The following is a 20,740-nucleotide window of genomic DNA, read 5'->3' as shown; positions in this document are numbered from 1 at the left end:
TGGTGATATAAATGGCAACTATGACAGATATAATTGAAAAATTTATTAAAGATTTGATGGAAGAAGATAGTAGTATACAAATTCAAAGAAATGAACTAGCAAACTTGTTTAGTTGTGCACCATCACAAATAAATTATGTTTTAACGACAAGGTTTACCATAGATAAAGGTTATTATATAGAAAGCAAAAAAGGTGGCGGAGGATATGTTCAGATAGAAAAAATACGAAGAAGTAAAGATGGACATATTAGAGAAATATTGAATGAAAGAATAGGAAGCCAAATATCCTATAAGAAGGCAAAAGAGTTGGTAGAAAGTTTGAGAGAATCAGACTTGATTAGCGAAAGAGAATTAAAACTAATATTATATGCAATAGATGATAAGTCATTATGTATGCCAGTATATGAATTAAAAGAGAAGGTAAGGTCTAATGTTTTAAAGAATATAATAATAGGAGTATTTAGTATAGAGGAGTGATAATTTATGCTATGTCAAAAATGTAATAAGAATAAAGCATCTGTATATTACAATAAAATAGTCAATGGAGAAAAGACTGAAATGTATCTGTGTAGTGAATGTGCTAAAGAGAATACAGAGATGAATTTTAATTTAGATATGCCTTTTTCAATGATGGATATATTTTCTAACTTAGGATTTCAACCTAAAAAAGAGCTTGAAGAAAAGTTAGTTTGCCAAAAATGTAATATGACATATAGTGAATTTAAGAATAATGGAAGATTTGGATGCAGTGAATGTTACAATGCATTTAGCAGTCAAGTAAATCCAATGCTTCAAAATATACATGGCCATATAGAACATATAGGTAAGGCTCCTAAAAAATCATTTTATAAAATAAGTGTAGAAAATGAGATTAGAGAATTAAAAGAAGATTTAGATAGAGCTATAAAAAATGAAGAGTATGAATTAGCTGCTCAATTTAGAGATAAGATTAAGTATTTAAAAGGCTCTATTGACTAAGATTGGAGTGATATTATGAAAGAGAATATAGTCATGAAATCAAGAGTTAGGCTAGCTAGGAACTTGAACAATTATCCTTTTCCAAATAGATTAGATAAAGAGTGTGCTATGGAAATAATAGAAAAGGTAAAAAATGCATTTATGAATTCTAGTTTAGAACATAAAGAAGAGTTTGATTTCTATAAGATTGAAGATTTAGACCAATCTAAAAAGATGCTTATGGTTGAAGAGCATATGATAAGTCCAGACTTAGCAGAAAATGATAAAAGCGCTGTTATAGTAAAAAAAGATAAAACTGTAAGTATAATGATAAATGAAGAAGACCATATAAGAATACAAACTATATGTGATGATTTAAATTTAGAAAATGCTTATAACATAGCAAATGAGATAGATGATTTATTAGAATCAAATTTAGAATATGCATTTAGTACAAAGTTGGGTTATCTAACATCTTGCCCAACTAACACAGGAACTGGAATGAGAGCTTCTGTGATGATGCACTTGCCTGCATTAAGTCAATTAGGTTATATGGATGAACTTTATAAGATTTCATCACAAATAGGTATAGCAATAAGAGGTATATATGGAGAGCGAACAGAAGCATTGGGAAATATATACCAAATATCTAATCAGCTTACACTTGGAAGAACAGAGTCTAATATTATAGAGAATGTAAGTGGCCTTACAAAGGATGCAATTTCAAAAGAAGTGAAAGCCAGAGAAATATTACAAAAAAAATTGGGTATAAAATTAGAAGATAAAATATTTAGGTCAATAGGAACACTTGAAAATTCAAGGGTAATGAGTAGTTCAGAGGCAATGAGCCATCTATCAAATATAAAAATGGGAATAGAAATGAACTATATAAAAAAATTAGATTTAAAAGCTATAGAACAACTTATGATAGGTATACAACCAGCACATCAGTCAATAATGTATAAGAGTGATGATGTTGAGAATAGAGATATAAATAGAGCAACATACATTAGAGAAACTTTGGAAAAATTAAGAGGAGGGATAAATTATGAACTTCAATAGATTTACACAAAGAGCTAAAAAAGCAATTGATTTAGCGTTTGAGTCTGCTAAAAACTTAGGACATAATATTGTTGGAAGCGAGCATATACTTTTAGGTCTTTTAAAAGAAGAAGAAGGAATAGCTGCCAAAGTTCTAAGTAAGGTTGGATTTACAGAGGCTTATTTAGAAGGCAAAATAATTGATATGGAAGGTAAGGGTGAAGGAATCCCAGAGGATATAGTATTAAGCCCAAGAAGTAAACAAATATTGGAACTATCAGGAATGTTTGCAAATAAATTAAAAACAAATTATATAGGAACTGAGCATATATTATTAGCTATTATTCAAGAAGGTGAAGGAATAGCCAATAAAGTTTTGAACTATGCAGGTGTAAATGACAGAACTCTAGCCCAATTAACAATTGATATGATGGGTATAAGTGATAATAATCAATATAAATCAGAAAATAGTTACACGGGCAACCAAAATCAAACAGAGTCTAAGATTCTCGATAAATATGGAAGAAATCTTACACTATATGCAAAACAAAATAAAATAGACCCTGTTATAGGAAGAGAAAAAGAAATACAAAGAGTTATACAAATATTAAGTAGAAGAACTAAAAACAATCCTGTGCTAATAGGAGACCCAGGAGTAGGTAAAACAGCTATAGCTGAAGGTCTAGCAACAAACATAGCATTAGGTAATGTTCCAGAAACACTAAAAAGTAAAACGCTGTATTCTTTAGAGATGGGTTCTTTATTAGCTGGTGCTAAGTACAGAGGAGAATTTGAAGAAAGAATTAAAGAAGTTGTAGATGAAGTTGTTAAAAACGGAAATATAATTTTATTTATAGACGAGATGCATACCATAATAGGAGCTGGGTCTACAGGAGAAGGCTCTATAGATGCGTCAAATATATTAAAACCTGCGTTAGCTAGAGGCGAAATACAAGTTATAGGTGCAACAACAATAGATGAGTATAGAAAGCATGTTGAAAAAGACTCTGCACTAGAAAGAAGATTCCAACCAGTTATGGTGGATGAACCAAGTAAAGAAGATTCAATAAAAATATTAGAAGGATTGAGAGATAAATATGAAGCTCATCACAAAGTCAAAATAACTGATGATGCTATAAAAACAGCTGTAGAATTATCAACTAGATATATATCAGATAGATATCTACCAGATAAAGCGATAGATTTGATTGATGAAGCAGCATCAAAAGTTAGGCTAAAGGAAAATACTCCTCCAGCCGAAATAAAAAAATTAGAATTAGAAATAGAAAATATAGATAAAGAAAAAGAAGAGGCAGTAAGATGCCAAGATTTCGAGAAAGCAGCAAAAATAAGAGATGAGCAAGGTATACTTAAAAAACAATTAGAAGATGTTAGAGAAAGATGGAATAAATCATCTAAACATTCTGATTTAGTTGATGGAGAAGTCATTGCTGAAGTAGTAGGTTTATGGACAGGAATACCTGTTAATAAAATTCTTGAGGAAGAAGCTGATAGACTTTTAAAACTTGAAGAAATCTTACACAATAGAGTTATAGGTCAAGAACAAGCAGTAAAATCTATTTCCAAGGCAATAAGAAGGTCAAGAGCGGGTCTTAAGGATCCTAATAGACCAATTGGTTCATTTTTATTTTTAGGGCCTACAGGAGTAGGAAAAACAGAATTATCTAAGGCATTAGCAGAAGTGCAATTTGGAGATGAAAATCAAATAATAAGAATTGATATGTCTGAATATATGGAAAAACATGCTGTATCAAGAATGATAGGTTCACCTCCTGGTTATATAGGTCATGATGAAGGAGGTCAATTAACTGAAAAAGTAAGAAGAAACCCATATTCAGTTATTTTATTTGATGAGATAGAAAAAGCTCATCCAGATGTGTTTAATATTCTATTACAAATTCTAGATGATGGTAGATTAACAGATTCAAAAGGAAGAACTGTTGACTTTAAGAATACTATTGTTATAATGACATCAAATGTTGGTGCATCTACAATTGGTAGACAAAAAACTTTAGGGTTTAGTATAGCTAAAGGAGACGAAGAAGAAAAGTCTCAATATGAAAAAATGAAAGAAAACATAATGGGTGAATTAAAGCAAAGATTTAGACCAGAGTTTTTAAATAGAATAGATGATATAATAGTTTTCCATTCATTAAATGCAGAACACATATCTAAAATAGTAATTTTAATGGTAGACAAATTACAAGAAAGACTAAAAGATATGGATATAAAACTAGAAATGAGTGATGAAGCTATAAATTTAATTTCTAAATCTGGGTTTGATTTGGAATATGGAGCAAGACCTCTTAAAAGAGCCTTACAAAAAGAACTAGAAGATGAGTTATCTGAAGCGATTTTAAAAGGTGATGTAAAAAAAGGAAGTAATATAATAGCAAAAGTTAAAGATGAAAAAATAGTTTTTGAAACTAAATAATTCAATAGAGTTGCATTTTAAAATCTTATAGATATAAGTTTTATAGTTTAAAGAAAATTTTAAGGGCAATGAATCTATAATAATTCATTGTCCTTAATTATTTTATTTAATCTTTACCTATTCTCTTTCACATATGCTAAAATTATAGTATAGAATAATAAATTAAGGATGATTAAAATATGGCAAAAATAAAAACTAAATATGTATGTCAATCCTGTGGATATGAAACAGCTAAGTGGCTTGGAAAATGTCCAGAGTGTACAAAATGGAATACATTTGTAGAAGAAGTAGATCAAAAAAGCACAAAAAAAGAGGTCTTTATAATAGATAAATCTTCATCTAAACCAGTTAGTATAACTTCAATAGAGAGCAAAGAAGAAGAAAGGTTTACAACAGATATAAAAGAATTAGATAGAGTACTTGGGGGAGGTATAGTTAAAGGTTCTCTAGTACTTGTTGGTGGAGACCCTGGTATAGGTAAATCCACACTTTTAATTCAAGTTTCTAGTAATGTAGCTAAGTTAGGAAAGACTGTTTTATATATAACTGGAGAAGAATCAGAATCACAGATAAAAATGAGAGCAAAAAGATTAGGTATTAATTCAGAAAATTTATATATATTTGCCGAAAATAATTTAAGTATAATTGAATCTTATTTAGAAAGTGTAAATCCAGAATTAATAATTCTAGACTCAATTCAAACTGTCTTTAGTCCAGAAATATCTTCAGCACCAGGAACTGTCAGTCAAATTAAAGAAGGTACTTCAAAATTCATGAAGATTTCTAAAAAAATGGGAATTTCAACATTCATAGTTGGTCATGTAACCAAAGAAGGTTCACTAGCAGGGCCAAAATTATTAGAGCATATGGTTGATACTGTTTTATATTTTGAAGGTGAAAGATATAATACATATAGATTAGTAAGGGCTGTTAAAAATAGATTTGGTTCAACAAATGAACTTGGGGTATTTGAAATGAGGGACTTGGGATTAGTAGAGCTTGATAACCCGTCTAAGATTTTGATATCTGAAAAACCAAAAGATGTAGCAGGCTCAGTTATAATATCTACTGTAGAAGGTACAAGACCAATGTTACTTGAATTACAAGCATTAGTTTCGCCGACAAGTTTTGGTATAGCAAGAAGAACATCTACAGGAGTAGATTATAATAGAGTTGGTATGTTATTAGCAGTCTTAGAAAAACGTGTTGGTCTGCAAATACAAAATCAAGATGTATATATAAATATAGTTGGAGGTATAAAGATAAATGAACCTTCGATTGACTTAGGAATAGCTATTTCTGTAGCATCTAGTTTTAGAAATATACCTATAGATGAAGATATAGCTGTTACAGGAGAGGTAGGGCTTACAGGAGAAGTTAGATCAGTAAGTTTTATAGAAAAAAGAATTGCTGAGTGCAAAAAACTTGGATTTAAAAAGATAGTAGTTCCTAGAAGTAATTATGAGGTTGTAAAAGATACTAAGGGTATAGAAATATGGCCAGTAGATAACTTAAGACAAGCTATAAATATAGTACTTGGGAGGAATCAATAAATATGGAGAATTTTTTGGATAATAAAAATATGCTGTATGCATTAAAAATGATATCTCCTGGAACCCCTCTTAGATTAGGTCTAAACAATGTACTAAGAGCTAAGACTGGTGGTTTAATTGTAATTGCGACAAATGAAGATGTAATGAAAATAGTAGATGGAGGATTTGCTATAAATGCAGAGTATTCACCATCATATCTATATGAATTAGCAAAAATGGATGGAGCGATAGTTTTAAGTGGTGATGTAAAGAAAATATTATTTGCTAATGCACAACTTATACCAGATTACTTTATAGAAACGTCAGAGACTGGAACTAGACATAGGACGGCAGAAAGAGTAGCAAAACAAACTGGTGCTATAGTCATAGGAATTTCACAAAGAAGAAATGTTATAACAGTTTATAGAGGAAATGAGAAGTATGTGGTCGAAGATATATCTAAGATATTTACTAAGGCAAATCAAGCAATACAAACTTTAGAAAAATATAAAACAGTATTAGACCAAGCTATAACTAATTTAAATGCTCTAGAGTTTAATGATTTGGTAACTATTTATGATGTAGCGCTAGTCATGCAGAAAATGGAAATGGTAATGAGAGTTACAAGTATAATTGAAAAATATGTGATAGAATTGGGGGATGAAGGAACTTTAGTAAGCATGCAATTAGAGGAATTAATGGGTACAACTAGAATAGATCAGAAATTAATATTCAAAGATTATAACAAAGAAAATACTGAAATAAAAGAACTTATGAAAAAAGTTAAAAATTTAAATTCAGAAGAACTAATAGAATTATTTAATATGGCAAAACTATTAGGGTATAGTGGATTTTCAGAAAGTATGGATATGCCTATAAAAACAAGAGGATATAGAATTCTTAGCAAAATACATAGACTACCAACAGCAATAATAGAAAACTTAGTAAATTATTTTGAAAACTTCCAAGAAATATTAGATGCATCTATTGAAGAGTTAGATGAAGTTGAAGGAATAGGCGAAATAAGAGCAACATATATAAAAAATGGACTTATAAAAATGAAACAATTAGTATTATTAGATAGACACATATAATGAATTTTAAGTGAATTTTACTACTTTTTTCTTGAATATAATATACACTTTGGTCTATAATAGATAAGTATAACTAGGGGGTGAAGCATTGATAAGGAAAGTAACAAGGATATTGTTTATTTTACTTGGATTTACGATAGGTATAACGACCTATTTAACATTGATGAGAGATTTTGAAATATTAACATTTGGAAAAGAAACGTATGGTTATATAGCAGCTGTAGTAGCAGGTATAGTAATAGCTATTTTAGGATATCTTATAGAGCCGTGGGTTGTAAATAGAACAAAAGAAATTGCTAAAGTTGTGGATAAAGAGTTATCAAAATATCCTCAAACGGATATATTATTAGGGTCTATGGGTCTTATAGTAGGATTCGTAATTGCATATTTATTGAGTGGATTAGTAAACAGAATACCAATAGTAGGTGGAATACTATCTTTACTATTATATTTATTCCTAGGATATCTTGGAATGAAAGTTGCGCTTAAAAGTAAAAATGATTTATTTAATATTGGAAAATTAGGAAGATTAGCAAATCCTATTAAAGATAAGGATAAAGACAAAGATAATAAAAAAGAAGTAAAGGCGATACCTCCAAAAGTATTAGATACAAGTGTAATAATTGATGGAAGGATAGCTGATATTTGCAAAACAGGATTTGTAGAAGGAAAACTTATTATCCCTGCTTTTGTTTTGGAAGAACTAAGACATATTGCAGATTCTTCAGATGATTTAAAAAGAGTAAGAGGTAGAAGAGGTCTGGATATATTAAATATAATTCAGAAAGAATTAAATATAGAGGTTGAAATAAGTGAAAGGGACTTTGATGATATAGCAGAAGTTGATAGTAAATTATTAAAGCTTGCCCAAGTATTAAATGGAAAAGTTGTTACTAATGATTATAACTTAAATAAAGTTGCTCAATTTCAAGGTGTTGAAGTATTAAATATAAATGAGTTGGCTAATGCTATAAAACCAGTTGCAATACCAGGTGAAGATATGGTTGTTCAAGTGGTTAAAGAAGGAAAAGAAGCTCAACAGGGTGTTGCATATCTAGATGATGGAACTATGATAGTTGTTGATGGAGGAAGAAAACATATGAATGAGACTATAAAAGTTTTAGTAACTTCTGTTCTTCAAACTCCTGCTGGTAGAATGATATTTGCAAAACCTAAAAATTGATATATTCAAATAAACCTAAAATTTGGGCTGTTTATTGTAAATAGATGGTCCAAATTTATTTATTTATAACGATAATGTTTAATGTATTCTTAAGTGTGAGGATTTAAATCAGAAAGCAGGGAGAATTTATGAGAAAAAAGATTATATCTTTCTTAGCAACATTTATCATAATATTAATATCGATGAGTCAGTATAGCTTTGCAGATGATATACCAACGCATGGAAAAGTAATATTTATAGATATGAATAGAACTAGTATGAACAATATGTTAAGAATAAAATCATTGAGAGAAGAGCTAGAAAATAGAGGGTATATTGGCTTGATGAACATAAGAGGCGATAAAGGTAGTGATGATAGAAGGTCATATGCCAGTATGGGTGCTGGTGGAAGAGCCAATGTAGCTAATGAAGAAGATATTAATTTTGAAAGCTCAAGCAAAGATAGAAATATAGTTTTTGAATCAGTTACAGGTAAGAAAGCAAAAGGTATAAATGATTTGACTATAAATATGTCAATAAATGAGAATCTAAACTTTGGAGAATATGGCTCTACATTGGGTTCATTAGGTCAAAGTTTATCTGAAAATGAACTGAAAACGTCCATATTAGGAAATGCAGATATAGTTGAAGGTGGTCAACTTGTAAAAAATAGAAATTTATGCCTAACAGCTATGGATGAGTATGGTAGAATTCCTTATGGAAATGTAGATAATATCAATAAAAAAGATTTATCTATGCCTTATGGAATATCAACTGATTATACTAAGCTTGTTGCTGAAACTAAAGAAGCTTATAAAAACAGTGATGTAGTTTTTGTAGAACTTGGAGATACATATAGATTAGATTTATATAAACCAAACTTGAATGAAAATACATATAAAAACATGAAAGACAAGATAGAAAAAAATATAGATGAATATTTAAAAAATATATTTTCTATGGTTGGAGAAAATGATACTGTTTACATAGCCAGTGCATTTCCAAGTGATTTAGATTATAAAAATAAAAGAAGACTTTCTCCAATAATAAAGTTAAGTGGGAATGGAAAAGGATTGTTGTCATCTTCAACTACTAGAAGAGAAGGTATTGTAACTAATTTAGATGTAGGAGTAGACATACTAGATAGTTTTGATTTAAAAAATCCAAATATGGTTGGAAGAAAGTATGAACTTATCAATAGAGATGATAATAAAGAATATTTAATGGATGAATATCAAAAGATAGTATCTATTTCAAGTATAAGGTCTGTGATATTAAATGGTTTTGTAAATGTAGTTTTTTTGTCGTGGATAGTTGCGATGATTGCAATTTTATTTAGAAAACATATATCAAAAAAACACAAAGAAACAACATACTTTATACTAAAAGAACTTTTAAAAATAGGAATAGTAATGCCTCTGTCATTTATGATAACCCCAATAATGAACTTTAAAACACCAGTAGCAATTTCCTTAGGCATAATTATAATAACACTTACTATATATTTAATAAGTAAAGTTTTAATAAAAAATGACCTAAAAAATATTCTATTCTTTACAGGATTAACTATATTGATTATGGTTATAGATTCTGCACTTGGTGCATATCTAATGAAAGGTAATGTAATGAGCTATGATTGTATAATTGGAGCTAGATATTATGGTGTAGGAAATGAATATCAAGGTGTGGCAATAGGGAGTGCAATTTTTACATTTGCAATTTTATTGACATATAAAAAGATACCAAAATGGTCTGTAATAGTCTTTTCTTTAGCCATTTTAATTACTAGTGCATCTCCAATTATGGGAGCAAATGTAGGAAGTGCTATTTCTGAATGTGTAGCATTTTTACTATTTATATTATTGATATATGATGTAAAGATAGATTTTAAAAAAGTTATATTGTTAGGCATAGCAGTACTACTTGTTTTAGGAGTTTTTGTAACAATAGATATAGTTTCAGGAAGCAACTCACATTTAGGTATGTTTGTAAAAGACATTTACTTTAATGGTCCAGGAGAAATAATACAAACATTTAGTAGAAAGATAGAAATGAATTTAAAATTAGCTCAAACCAGTGCATGGGTAAATATATTATTAGCTGGAATAGGAGTAATTTTAGTACTTATGCTTACTCAAATTAGATATTTCAAACAATTAATTAATGAATATCCAATTGTATTTAAAGGGTTTATAGCATCCGTAGTAGGATGTTTTGTCACTCTTTTAGTAAATGATTCTGGTATAGTTTCATCAGCTACAGCTTTTATATATGTAATTGTACCTATGATTATATTAAGTATAAATATGACAGCATTAAAAGAATAAATTATAGATATCGCTATATAAAGGTTAAAATATTAATTTAAATTGATTTTTATATAATACAATTAAAGAGAGTGTCTCAAAATAATTTTTTAAGATTATAGATGAGACACTCTTTTTTATGTAAATACAATATATTATATATTTGTTAATAAAAAATAAAGAAAAAAATACCCCTTGCTATTGACACAGTGTCATGTTGTAACCTCTATTTAGAGAGGTGAATGATGATGAAAATATTAAACTATACAAATCAAAGTATAATTACTAATCCTACAAAATTTGAAAAAGAGTATAAGAACCTTCCTACTACTCCTACTGAACTATTAGAGATTGTTCAGAATTTAATTATTCATGGAGAACATGGAAATCTATATGGTGTATCGTTTAGTAAGCAACAATCAGAAGAAGAATTACTACGTACAGTTTCACAAATGCTAGGGAAGATTATGAAGATAAATTCTCAATCGATAACTATACCTAGAGAACCAAAGCAACGATTAGTAGGTATGTGTAGAGATTATTCTTTACTCTTTGTTTCTTTTCTTAGGTATCAGGGTTACGAAGCCAGAATGAGAGCTGGGTTTGCCAGCTACTTTCAAAGTGAGATTCCTTATGAGGATCATTGGGTTGTTGAATATTATAATAAAATCCAAAACAGATGGATAAAAATTGATGCTCAGATTGATGAGATTCAAAAGAAACATTTTCAACTTGATTTTGATACTCATGATATTGGTAAAGAAAATGGATTTTTAACAGGAGCAGAAGCTTGGATAAATTGCCGACAAGGTACTGCTCATCAGTATGATTTTGGATACAACAAAAACTGGAAAGGATGGCACTCAGTAAAAGGAAATCTTTTACATGATTTTAATAATCTCATTGGATTAGAGTTACTTCCTTGGGATTTATGGACAGAATTGAGTACAAAAAAATATAGTCAACTAACTATAGAAGAAAAAAATTTATTAGATGAAATCGCCGAAATAATATCTGATAAAGATATGAAGATAAATAACATAAATAAGCTGATTTCTAAATTACCAGAAGAATACATTACATCTATTTTTTCTCAACTTAAACTATTAGGTATTTTAGAATCAAAACAATTTAGCAATCCTAAAGAATTGGAGAAAAAATTTGAACTTATTAAGACTTCGAAAATACCTAGTAAATACATACCTTCTTCTAACAAAGATACAATTTATTTAAAAGGAGGGAGACAAAATAATTTAAAGGATATAGAAGTGAGTATTCCCAAAAATAAGTTTACAGTAATTACGGGAGTAAGTGGCAGTGGAAAATCATCCTTAGCTTTTGATACAATTTATGAAGAAGGAAAAAGACGTTATTTTGAGAATCTAAGCAATGCTGCAAAGTTACAAGAACAAATTCAAAAGCCTGAGTTTGATTTGCTTCAAGGGTTAACACCTACAATTTCTATTGAACAGAAAAAAGGAAGTAAAAATCCACGTTCTACAGTAGGAACTCTTACTGGTATTTGGGATTATTTACGAATGCTATTTGTTTCAATTGGGAGAAGCTATTGCCCATACTGTAAAGTACCCTTAAAGAAAAAGAATAAAACAAAAAATTATTGTCCACATTGTGAAACTCTTTTTTCGAAAATAAATACTTCAACATTCAATGCTAATTCCCATACAGGAGCATGCCATACGTGTAACGGTTTAGGTATTATTTATGAAGTTAACCCTCAATTAATCGTAAAAAATCCTAATATTTCCATATTAGATGGAGCTACTTATTATTGGGGAAAATTAAGAGGTAAAAAGCTAACAGGAAACTGGATGGTAGGCGAATTATTTGCAATTGCAGAACATCAAAATATTGACTTATCTACACCTTGGAACTTACTTCCTAAGGAATTTATTGATGCTATTTTATATGGTACTGGAAATAAAATATATGAATTTAGCTATGAATCAAAAGGTAGATTAGCAAAAATCAAAAGACCTGCTTCTGGAGCAATTAATCATATTCAGCGACTTTTTAGAGAATCTAGTGCAAATAATAATGCTTCACAACAATACATGGAGGAAGTACCATGTCATACGTGTAATGGTGAACTACTTAGCACAGAAGCAAGGTTTACTACCATTCAAGGTTATAGGTTTCCTGAATTAACTAAACTGACAATAGAACAATTATGGGATTGGTTATCTGAATTACCAAACTACCTTCAACAAAATGAAATAAAGGTTGTACAAGATATACTAATGGAACTAGAAATTCGAGTTAATTATTTACTAAAAGTTGGGCTACACTATTTGACTACTGACAGAACGGCACCAACATTATCAGGCGGAGAATTACAACGTGTCCGTTTATCTAGCCAATTAGGTAGTGAATTAATTGGATTAACTTATATTTTAGATGAACCTTCTATTGGATTACATCCTAGAGATCACCATTTAATGATTAAGATGATGAAAGAACTCAGAGATAAGGGTAACACTGTTATTGTCGTAGAACATGACAAGGATACCATGCTACAGGCAGATTATATTATTGATGTAGGGCCTGGTGCAGGTATAAATGGGGGAAAAATAATTGCGAAAGGAACCGTTCAACAAATTATAGAAAATCCAAACTCTATTACTGGGAAGTATCTTCAAATAACAGAGAAAAAAGGAACACTAACTAAACAAGTACCTAAAAAATGGTTAAGCTTAAAAGGATGTAATGCCCATAATTTAAAAAATATTGATGTAGAAATTACATTGAACTGTATGTGTTGTATTACAGGTGTGAGTGGTTCTGGAAAAAGTTCGCTTATTTTTCATAGCTTAATACCAGCTTTAGAAGAACAAATAAATCAGAAAATTAATCGTAACAAAAAATATGATGAACTAACTGGAACAGAGCATATTGATGGTTTCATAACGATGGACCAAACACCTATAGGAAAATCAAATCGATCTACTCCAGCTACTTATATCAATATTTTTGATGATATTCGCTATATATTTGCTCAAACACCAGAGGCCAAGATGAGATTATTTGATGATAGTTGTTTTAGCTTTAATAGCAAAAACGGTCAATGTCCTAATTGTCAAGGATTAGGAAAAACAAAAATTACTCTACAATATATGGCTGATAGTTGGGCAACTTGTTCTGAATGTGGCGGGAAACGATATAAAAAGGAAATTTTATCAATTTTATACAAAGAAAAATCTATTGTAGATATTCTTTCCATGGAAGTACGAGAAGCAAAAGAGTTTTTTAATGACAATTCTGAATTATTTAGAAAATTATCTATATTAGAAGAGGTTGGGCTAGGTTATTTAAAACTAGGACAAAGTACTTTAGGTTTGAGTGGTGGAGAATCTCAAAGAATGAAGTTAGCGAAAGAATTGGGAGCAAAAACGAAAAAGCGAATGCTATATATCCTAGATGAACCTACTACAGGTCTTCATTTTCAAGATATTGAAAATTTACTAATTACATTTAAAAAATTAGTAGAAGAACAACACTCTTTGTTAGTTATTGAACATAATACTGAAATTATGAATGCATCTGATTGGATAATTGATGTAGGTCCTAATAGTGGTGCTCAAGGGGGAGAAATCATTGCTTTTGGAACACCTAATGATATAAAAAATAACCATGATAGCATAACTGGAAGATTCTTATAGGAGGAGAAATACATGAGAAAAGAAAAAAGTTGGCAAATGAAATTGACTGCTTACATGCTTAGTCAAACAATCTCAATGTTAGGCTCGTCTATTGTATCTTTAGCAATGATATGGCATGTCACTCTTCAAACAAACTCAGGAATTAGTATTGCAGGAATTACAATAACTACATTTCTCCCACAAGCACTCATTATGTTAGCGGGAGGAGTAATTGCAGACCGCTTTTCCATGAAAAAGATTATCATTTTGTCTGATATTTTTATTGCAGGAGCTACACTCTGCTTAGCAATTTTATACTTTTTAGGTTATCAGTCTATTTTATGGATTTACATTTTTAATACTTTCAGATCTTTGGGGACTGGAATTCAATTACCTGCCTCAAAAAGTATCCTTCCTCTATTTATTCCAGAAGATGAATTATTGCGAGCAAATAGCTATTCAACAACTATTTGGAGTGTAATACAACTTATCTCCCCTGGTTTAGGAGGATTGGCACTAACCATGTTGCCATTGGGAGAAGTTTTTCTTATTGATGTTGTGACTGCACTTATTGGTGTTAGCTTATTGTCAACCATTTCAATACAGGAAACAGAGCAAAAGGTAGCAGAAAATAGTATCAGAGAAATGAAAAAAGGATTTCAATATCTGTCTCGCTCAAAAACATTGAAAAGTATATTAATACTATACACAGTTTTTCAATTTCTAGTAGTTCCTGCTTCTCAACTAACTCCTCTTCTAGCTTCAAATAATTTGGGAGAAAAAGTGTGGATATTAAGTATAATCGAAATTTCTTTTTCAGTAGGGGCACTGGTATCAAGTCTAGTAATGGGTTATAAAAAGATTAAAATTTCCCATTTTAAGCTAATTGGTTGTTCTGCCTTTCTATTTGGCTTGATGATGATTTTAGTAGTAATTAGTAAACAAGTGCACCTATTTCTGGTGAGTATGTTTGTTATGGGTATAGGAAGCCCTCTCTATTATACTCCACTCATTACAATTATCCAGAAAGAAACACAATTAGAATATATGGGACGTGTTTTCTCCTATGTAGACTTATTGGGAACTTTGGCTACACCATGTGGGATGTTTATATTTGGACCATTAAGTTCTATAAATTTGAGCAGTGCCTTTATCATACCTGGATTATTTCTGGCATTTTTAGGTGGAAGCATACTAATAAAAAAGGAAACAATTCTATCCAACAAATCAGATAGAATCGATTAAAACTAGAGGAATTTGAATTTCGGTTAAGTATTCTTGTGGATTATCTGTATGTCTATAATCAACAATGGTAATTTGGCGTGAGTAATTACCGATTGAATATTCATTATGTTCAATTAACCATTGCACAAATGATGAATAAGCAACCTCAAGATTAGAATAAGGTCCATAAACCATCATTGAAGCCATAACGTCAACAGATTCCAACATTCTAAAACAAATACTACCAGAAGAAGTTCCAAGTTTCTTTACAATGAAAGCAACTTCAATGTCAACTCTATCATCTGCGTGTTCAATATCATGATAAATAGCTATATTGTTGTATCTAGTTTGGTCAATAGTAATATTATTCTGTATGACAAATTCAGTTAGCTCTTTCCAAAGGAGTTCTTCTTCGAAAGGGCTGTTCATCTTTCTTCTTAATGAAATGATAGGAATTGCTTCTACTCTTTTTAAAGATATATTGTAATGTTTTTCAATTTCATTTTTTTGAATATGCTCAATTGCTTCTTTTAGTTTGTTGGCACGAAGTTTTTCTTCTTCTATGTATTCATAGGTTGCATTTAATTTCTTTGACATTTTATCTAAAAGATACTGCTGATTCCAATGGTCAACTATATCTTTTATTTCTACGATACTAAAATTTAAGTCTCTTAACATTATAATTTTTTGAAGCAAAGGGACTTGATTAGTTGAATATAATCGGTGACCTGTAGAGGAGTCAATGTATTCGGGTTTTAAAATTCCTTTCTTATCATAATACCTCAACATTCGTACTGAAACTTTTGTTAATTTTGAAAAATCACCTATTTTCATTTGTTTCACCTCCATAAATTTAGTATATAAGATTAATTTTGATACTTCAAGATTTAATATAAATAAGAAATAAAAAATAATTTTATTAATGTTTATAAAAAATGAGTTATGATATAGATTTATATTAAAAACTAATTCTTCAAATAAAGTCAATATAACTTACAAAATAGGACATATCCATGTACATTCTTACTACTAATAAAATATTCTTACACAAAGGTGAATCTTGTATATCAGGATTTACCTTTTTATATAGGAGAATCTCTATTTTATTTTAAAACAGTATATTTTTTGTTATACAAAAAAAACAGTTGACTTTTTATATATACCACTTCTATAATGTTATTGAAATTAAGTAAAATCATTGAACAAATGTAAAAATAATTAAAAAATCTTGATTTTGGAGGAAGGGAAATGAAAAAAATTGGAGATTTAAGATTAATGATGAAATGTTGTTCACTTTATTATGAAGATAATTTGAATCAACAAGAAATAGCAAATCAATTGGGAATATCAAGACCAACAATATCAAGAATACTAAAAGAAGCTTTTGAGCAAGGAATAGTAAAAATACAAATAGTTGATGTTTTAAAAAATGACTATCAAAAAATAGAGAGAAGTTTAGAAAGAAAATATAAATTGAAAGAAGTAATAGTAGTAGATGATAAACAAGATTCATTAACACAAAAACAAGAACTGGCAAGAGCTGTGTCTGAATATCTTACTAGAGTAGTAAAAGAAAATGATATAATTGGGGTTTCCATAGGAACAACTCTAAAAGAAATTCCTAGATATGTAGAAAAAAATAACTGCAAAAATGTTACATTTATACCTTTACTAGGTGGAATCGGAGATAATGAAATAGATATACATGCAAATCAAATAGCTGTAAGCTTAGCAAGAGCTTTTGGAGGAGATTTTAAGTTATTACATGCTCCTGCTGTGATGTCTGATTTATCTACAAAAGAAAAACTTTGTAAAGATGAAAAAATTAAAGAGGTACTAGATTTAATAGATAAAACAACTATTGCAATTGTAGGTATAGGAAACCCTATGAGTTTAAACTCAACGATAATGGCTTCAGGATACATGCATGAAGAAGATATAGACGATTTAAAAAAGTATAACTCAATAGGTGCAATTTGTTTGCAAGCTTTTGATAAGGAAGGAAAAACTTCAATACTTGAATTTAATCAAAGAGTATTAGGAGTAAAACTAAATGATTTGAAAAAGATAAAAAGAACAATAGGTGTTGCTTCAGGAGATGAAAAAATAGAAGCAATAAAAGCATCATTAAAAGCCAAATTTATAAATAGCTTAGCAATTAATCACAGTTTAGCACTTAAATTATTAGAAGATTGTGACTAATAAAAAGATAGATAAAAATTAATAGGAGGGAATTTATATGACAGTATCAAAAGAAACATTGCTTGAAATGTATAAGAGAATGAATCAAGCTAGAAAGTTTGAAGAGAAAGTTAGTTGGTTTTTTGCAAGAGGTATGGTACATGGAACAACTCATTTATCAGTAGGTCAAGAAGCTTCAAGTGTAGCCGCAGTAATGGCATTAGAAAAAGGCGATTTGGTTTCATTAACTCATAGAGGTCATAGCCAATTTATAGGAATGGGAATAGATTTAAATAAAATGATGGCTGAACTTATGGGGAAAGAGACTGGGTTTTGTAAAGGAAAAGGAGGCTCAATGCACATAGCAGATATTGAGTCAGGCAACTTAGGAGCAAATGGAGTCGTAGGTGGAGGTCTTACTATAGCTCCTGGAGCTGCACTTACACAACAATATAAAAAGACAGGAAAAATAGTTTTATGTAGTTTTGGTGATGGTGCATCAAATGAAGGTACATTTCATGAAGGAATAAACTTGTCATCAATATGGAAATTACCAATAATATTTTATTGTGAAAACAACCTATATGGTATGTCAACAAGTATAAAACGTCATATGAATATAGATAGTGTTGCTACAAGAGCAGCATCTTATGGTATAGAAGGTATATCTATAGATGGATATAATCCAATAGAAGTATATGAAACAGTACAAAAAGCTGCTGAAAAATGTAGAAGAGGAGAAGGGCCTGTACTAATTGAAAGTAGAACTTATAGATGGTTAGGTCATTCGAAATCAGATGCAAATGTATATAGAACAAAAGAAGAGATAGAATCATGGAAGTCAAAAGACCCTATAAAATTTTTAAGAAATTATCTTATAGAAAATAATATGGCAAATGAAAATGAATTAGATACAATTGAAGATTTTGCAAAACAATCAATAGAAGATGCAGTAGAATTTGCTCAAAATAGCCCAAATCCAAAAATAGAATCTTTATTAGAGGATGTATATGCAGACTAAAAATAGTAAAGGAGGAAAATAAAAATGAGTACAAGAGAATTAACATATGCACAAGCAATAAAAGAAGCAATGTCAGAAGAAATGAGAAGAGATGAAAATGTAGTATTTATGGGAGAAGATATAGGAATATACGGAGGAGCATTTGGCGTATCAGTGGGAATGATAGATGAATTTGGTCCAGAAAGAGTAAGAGATACACCTATATCAGAGGCAGCTATAGCAGGTGCAGCAGCAGGTGCAGCGGCAACTGGGTTAAGACCTATTATGGAAGTAATGTTTATGGATTTTGTTACAATATCTATGGATGCGATTGTAAATCAAGCAGCAAAAATGAGATATATGTTTGGTGGGAAAGCCCAAGTTCCAATGGTTGTTAGATGTCCTGGAGGTTCTGGAACTGGTTCAGCAGAACAACATTCACAAAGTTTGGAAGCATGGTTTTGTCATGTACCAGGAGTAAAAGTGGTTGCACCTTCAACACCAGCAGATGCTAAGGGATTATTAAAAGCAGCTATAAGAGACAATAATCCAGTAATATTTGTTGAAAACAAATTGTTATATAGAAAAAAAGGAATTGTCCCAGAGGGAGATTATGTAATTGATATTGGAAAGGCAGATGTTAAAAAAGAAGGTTCTGATGTTACAGTAATCACTTACGGAAGGATGTTGCAAAGTGTTGAAGAAGCTGCAGAAACTCTATCAAAAGAAAATATAGATGTAGAAATTATAGATTTAAGAACTTTATATCCACTAGATAAAGAGACAATCGTAAAAAGTGTATGCAAAACTGGTAGAGTTTTAATTTGTCATGAAGCAGCTAAGACTGGTGGTCTAGGTGGAGAAATATCAGCATTAATAACAGAAAGTGAATCATTTGATTATTTAGATGCACCAGTAAAAAGAATATGTGGAAAAGATGTGCCAATACCATATAATCCAGAACTAGAAAAAGCAGTAGTCCCAAGAATTGATGAAATAGAAGATGCAATAAGATCTTTAATTGTTAGATAAGGGGGGATAGAAATGGTGGCAAATAAAGTAAAAGCCACACCAGCAGCCAGAAATCAAGCAAGAAAAGGCAACATAGAGTTAGATAGGCTGATTGGAAGTGGAGAAAATGGAAGAATACATCTAGTAGATGTGTTAAATTATATAGAAAATAATAAAGTAAAAGCAACTCCTTTAGCAAAAAGAATAGCGGAGGATTTAAATATAGATTTAGAAAATGTTGTAGGTACTGGATATAATAGAAAAATAAAAAAATCAGATATAGAAAAGATACATACAAAAGAGACTCTCGTATCAACTGATGTATCTAAATCTAATGATACAAAAGAAACAAAATCAAAACATGAAAATTTAAGTACATTTAATACTGTAGAAGGAGAGTTTGAAAAGCCAAATCCAATGAGAGCAACTGTAGCAAAACGAATGTCAGAAAGCTACTTCAGTGCTCCTGTATTTACATTCAATATAGAGGTAGATGCTACAGAACTTAAAGCACTTAGAGCAAAATTAATAGATACAGTAAAAGAGTCTACTGGAGTAAAATTAACAATGACAGATTTAATAGTAATGGCTGTATCTAGAGTACTTCCAAAGCATCAAGCATTAAATTCAGCATGGACGGATAATGGAATATTTAGATATAAAGATATAAATATAGCTATTGCTGTTGGGCTGGATGAAGGTTTATATGTCCCAGTAGTAAAAAATGTAAATGAAAAATCGTTAAAAGAAATAGCCAAAGAAAGCAAAGAACTTGCTGAAAAAGTAAAAACAGGAAAGCTTTTACCAGCAGACCAAGAAGGTAACACATTTACTATAAGCAATGTTGGAATGTATGGCATAACGACATTTACCCCTATAATAAATATGCCTTCAAGTGCGATACTTGGTGTGGGAGCAACTCAAGATAAGTTTGTTCCAGTAAATGGGGAGGCTAAAATAAAACCTATAATGAATTTATCATTAACATCAGACCACAGAATAATAGATGGTACAGTAGCAGCTAAATTCTTAAAGGATTTAAAAGAATTATTAGAAAATCCATTATCAATGCTTGTATAGGTTTTGATATCTTACTCTTTATGTAAATAAATTGAATAAAAT

The 20,740-nt window shown here is 30.1% G+C and carries 15 protein-coding genes; 14 read left to right on the top strand and 1 reads right to left on the bottom strand.

What is annotated here, in order from left to right:
• Positions 1–11 precede the first annotated feature (11 nt).
• The 10 genes from KGF41_RS19140 (at position 12) to KGF41_RS19095 (ending at position 15,447) form a co-directional block, all read left to right on the top strand.
• On the top strand, positions 12–476 hold the full coding sequence (locus KGF41_RS19140) for a CtsR family transcriptional regulator (RefSeq protein WP_227830195.1): 465 nt from the start codon (positions 12–14) through the stop codon (positions 474–476).
• A gap of 6 nt (positions 477–482) precedes the next feature.
• Positions 483–977, top strand: a complete 495-nt coding sequence (locus KGF41_RS19135; RefSeq protein ID WP_227437113.1) for a UvrB/UvrC motif-containing protein — start codon at positions 483–485, stop codon at positions 975–977.
• A 15-nt stretch (positions 978–992) separates the two neighbouring features.
• Positions 993–2,018, top strand: coding sequence for a protein arginine kinase (locus KGF41_RS19130; RefSeq protein WP_227830193.1), 1,026 nt, complete (start codon positions 993–995; stop codon positions 2,016–2,018).
• A complete protein-coding gene (locus tag KGF41_RS19125; RefSeq protein WP_227842881.1) occupies positions 2,005–4,452 on the top strand; it encodes an ATP-dependent Clp protease ATP-binding subunit in 2,448 nt (815 codons plus the stop codon). Before KGF41_RS19130 ends, KGF41_RS19125 begins: the two co-directional genes overlap by 14 nt.
• A 179-nt stretch (positions 4,453–4,631) precedes the next feature.
• A complete protein-coding gene (radA, locus tag KGF41_RS19120) occupies positions 4,632–6,005 on the top strand; it encodes a DNA repair protein RadA (protein ID WP_227830191.1) in 1,374 nt (457 codons plus the stop codon).
• Between the two features lie 2 nt (positions 6,006–6,007).
• A complete protein-coding gene (disA, locus tag KGF41_RS19115) occupies positions 6,008–7,078 on the top strand; it encodes a DNA integrity scanning diadenylate cyclase DisA (RefSeq protein WP_227437106.1) in 1,071 nt (356 codons plus the stop codon).
• Positions 7,079–7,166: 88 nt separating this feature from the next.
• Positions 7,167–8,261, top strand: coding sequence for a PIN/TRAM domain-containing protein (locus KGF41_RS19110; RefSeq protein ID WP_227830190.1), 1,095 nt, complete (start codon positions 7,167–7,169; stop codon positions 8,259–8,261).
• A 128-nt stretch (positions 8,262–8,389) separates the two neighbouring features.
• A complete protein-coding gene (locus KGF41_RS19105; RefSeq protein ID WP_227842882.1) occupies positions 8,390–10,567 on the top strand; it encodes a hypothetical protein in 2,178 nt (725 codons plus the stop codon).
• A gap of 227 nt (positions 10,568–10,794) precedes the next feature.
• A complete protein-coding gene (gene uvrA, locus KGF41_RS19100; RefSeq protein ID WP_227857061.1) occupies positions 10,795–14,223 on the top strand; it encodes an excinuclease ABC subunit UvrA in 3,429 nt (1,142 codons plus the stop codon).
• 12 nt (positions 14,224–14,235) lie between these two features.
• Complete coding sequence (locus KGF41_RS19095; protein ID WP_227857060.1) at positions 14,236–15,447, top strand: MFS transporter; 1,212 nt, start codon at positions 14,236–14,238, stop codon at positions 15,445–15,447.
• Here KGF41_RS19095 and KGF41_RS19090 read toward each other — a convergent pair.
• Positions 15,430–16,260, bottom strand: a complete 831-nt coding sequence (locus KGF41_RS19090; RefSeq protein WP_227839840.1) for a MerR family transcriptional regulator — start codon at positions 16,258–16,260, stop codon at positions 15,430–15,432. The two genes, KGF41_RS19095 and KGF41_RS19090, sit on opposite strands and share 18 nt — an antisense overlap.
• A 414-nt stretch (positions 16,261–16,674) precedes the next feature.
• Between KGF41_RS19090 and KGF41_RS19085 the strand changes: the two genes are divergently transcribed.
• Genes KGF41_RS19085 through KGF41_RS19070 form a run of 4 tightly spaced genes read left to right on the top strand, consistent with a single transcriptional unit; the run spans position 16,675 to position 20,698 of the window.
• Positions 16,675–17,628: a sugar-binding transcriptional regulator gene (locus tag KGF41_RS19085; RefSeq protein ID WP_227857059.1), complete on the top strand. Its 954-nt coding sequence runs from the start codon at positions 16,675–16,677 to the stop codon at positions 17,626–17,628.
• Between the two features lie 37 nt (positions 17,629–17,665).
• Positions 17,666–18,628: a thiamine pyrophosphate-dependent dehydrogenase E1 component subunit alpha gene (locus KGF41_RS19080; protein WP_227830184.1), complete on the top strand. Its 963-nt coding sequence runs from the start codon at positions 17,666–17,668 to the stop codon at positions 18,626–18,628.
• A gap of 24 nt (positions 18,629–18,652) precedes the next feature.
• Positions 18,653–19,639, top strand: coding sequence for an alpha-ketoacid dehydrogenase subunit beta (locus KGF41_RS19075; RefSeq protein WP_227830183.1), 987 nt, complete (start codon positions 18,653–18,655; stop codon positions 19,637–19,639).
• A 12-nt stretch (positions 19,640–19,651) separates the two neighbouring features.
• On the top strand, positions 19,652–20,698 hold the full coding sequence (locus KGF41_RS19070) for a 2-oxo acid dehydrogenase subunit E2 (RefSeq protein ID WP_227842885.1): 1,047 nt from the start codon (positions 19,652–19,654) through the stop codon (positions 20,696–20,698).
• Positions 20,699–20,740 lie beyond the last annotated feature (42 nt).

The sequence above is a fragment of the Clostridioides sp. ZZV14-6150 genome (assembly GCF_020657875.1).
Taxonomy (GTDB): Bacteria; Bacillota; Clostridia; order Peptostreptococcales; family Peptostreptococcaceae; genus Clostridioides.
Note: the sequence above shows the minus strand (reverse complement) of the source record. Positions and strands in the feature narration are given on the sequence as shown.

What these genes read in the sequence shown, in the direction of transcription:
- KGF41_RS19140 (WP_227830195.1), top strand. Translation starts at nt 12, where the DNA reads ATGGCAACTATGACAGATATAATTGAAAAATTTATTAAAGATTTGATG.
- KGF41_RS19135 (WP_227437113.1), top strand. Translation starts at nt 483, where the DNA reads ATGCTATGTCAAAAATGTAATAAGAATAAAGCATCTGTATATTACAAT.
- KGF41_RS19130 (WP_227830193.1), top strand. Translation starts at nt 993, where the DNA reads ATGAAAGAGAATATAGTCATGAAATCAAGAGTTAGGCTAGCTAGGAAC.
- KGF41_RS19125 (WP_227842881.1), top strand. Translation starts at nt 2,005, where the DNA reads ATGAACTTCAATAGATTTACACAAAGAGCTAAAAAAGCAATTGATTTA.
- radA (WP_227830191.1), top strand. Translation starts at nt 4,632, where the DNA reads ATGGCAAAAATAAAAACTAAATATGTATGTCAATCCTGTGGATATGAA.
- disA (WP_227437106.1), top strand. Translation starts at nt 6,008, where the DNA reads ATGGAGAATTTTTTGGATAATAAAAATATGCTGTATGCATTAAAAATG.
- KGF41_RS19105 (WP_227842882.1), top strand. Translation starts at nt 8,390, where the DNA reads ATGAGAAAAAAGATTATATCTTTCTTAGCAACATTTATCATAATATTA.
- uvrA (WP_227857061.1), top strand. Translation starts at nt 10,795, where the DNA reads ATGAAAATATTAAACTATACAAATCAAAGTATAATTACTAATCCTACA.
- KGF41_RS19095 (WP_227857060.1), top strand. Translation starts at nt 14,236, where the DNA reads ATGAGAAAAGAAAAAAGTTGGCAAATGAAATTGACTGCTTACATGCTT.
- KGF41_RS19090 (WP_227839840.1), bottom strand. Translation starts at nt 16,260, where the DNA reads ATGAAAATAGGTGATTTTTCAAAATTAACAAAAGTTTCAGTACGAATG.
- KGF41_RS19085 (WP_227857059.1), top strand. Translation starts at nt 16,675, where the DNA reads ATGAAAAAAATTGGAGATTTAAGATTAATGATGAAATGTTGTTCACTT.
- KGF41_RS19080 (WP_227830184.1), top strand. Translation starts at nt 17,666, where the DNA reads ATGACAGTATCAAAAGAAACATTGCTTGAAATGTATAAGAGAATGAAT.
- KGF41_RS19075 (WP_227830183.1), top strand. Translation starts at nt 18,653, where the DNA reads ATGAGTACAAGAGAATTAACATATGCACAAGCAATAAAAGAAGCAATG.
- KGF41_RS19070 (WP_227842885.1), top strand. Translation starts at nt 19,652, where the DNA reads ATGGTGGCAAATAAAGTAAAAGCCACACCAGCAGCCAGAAATCAAGCA.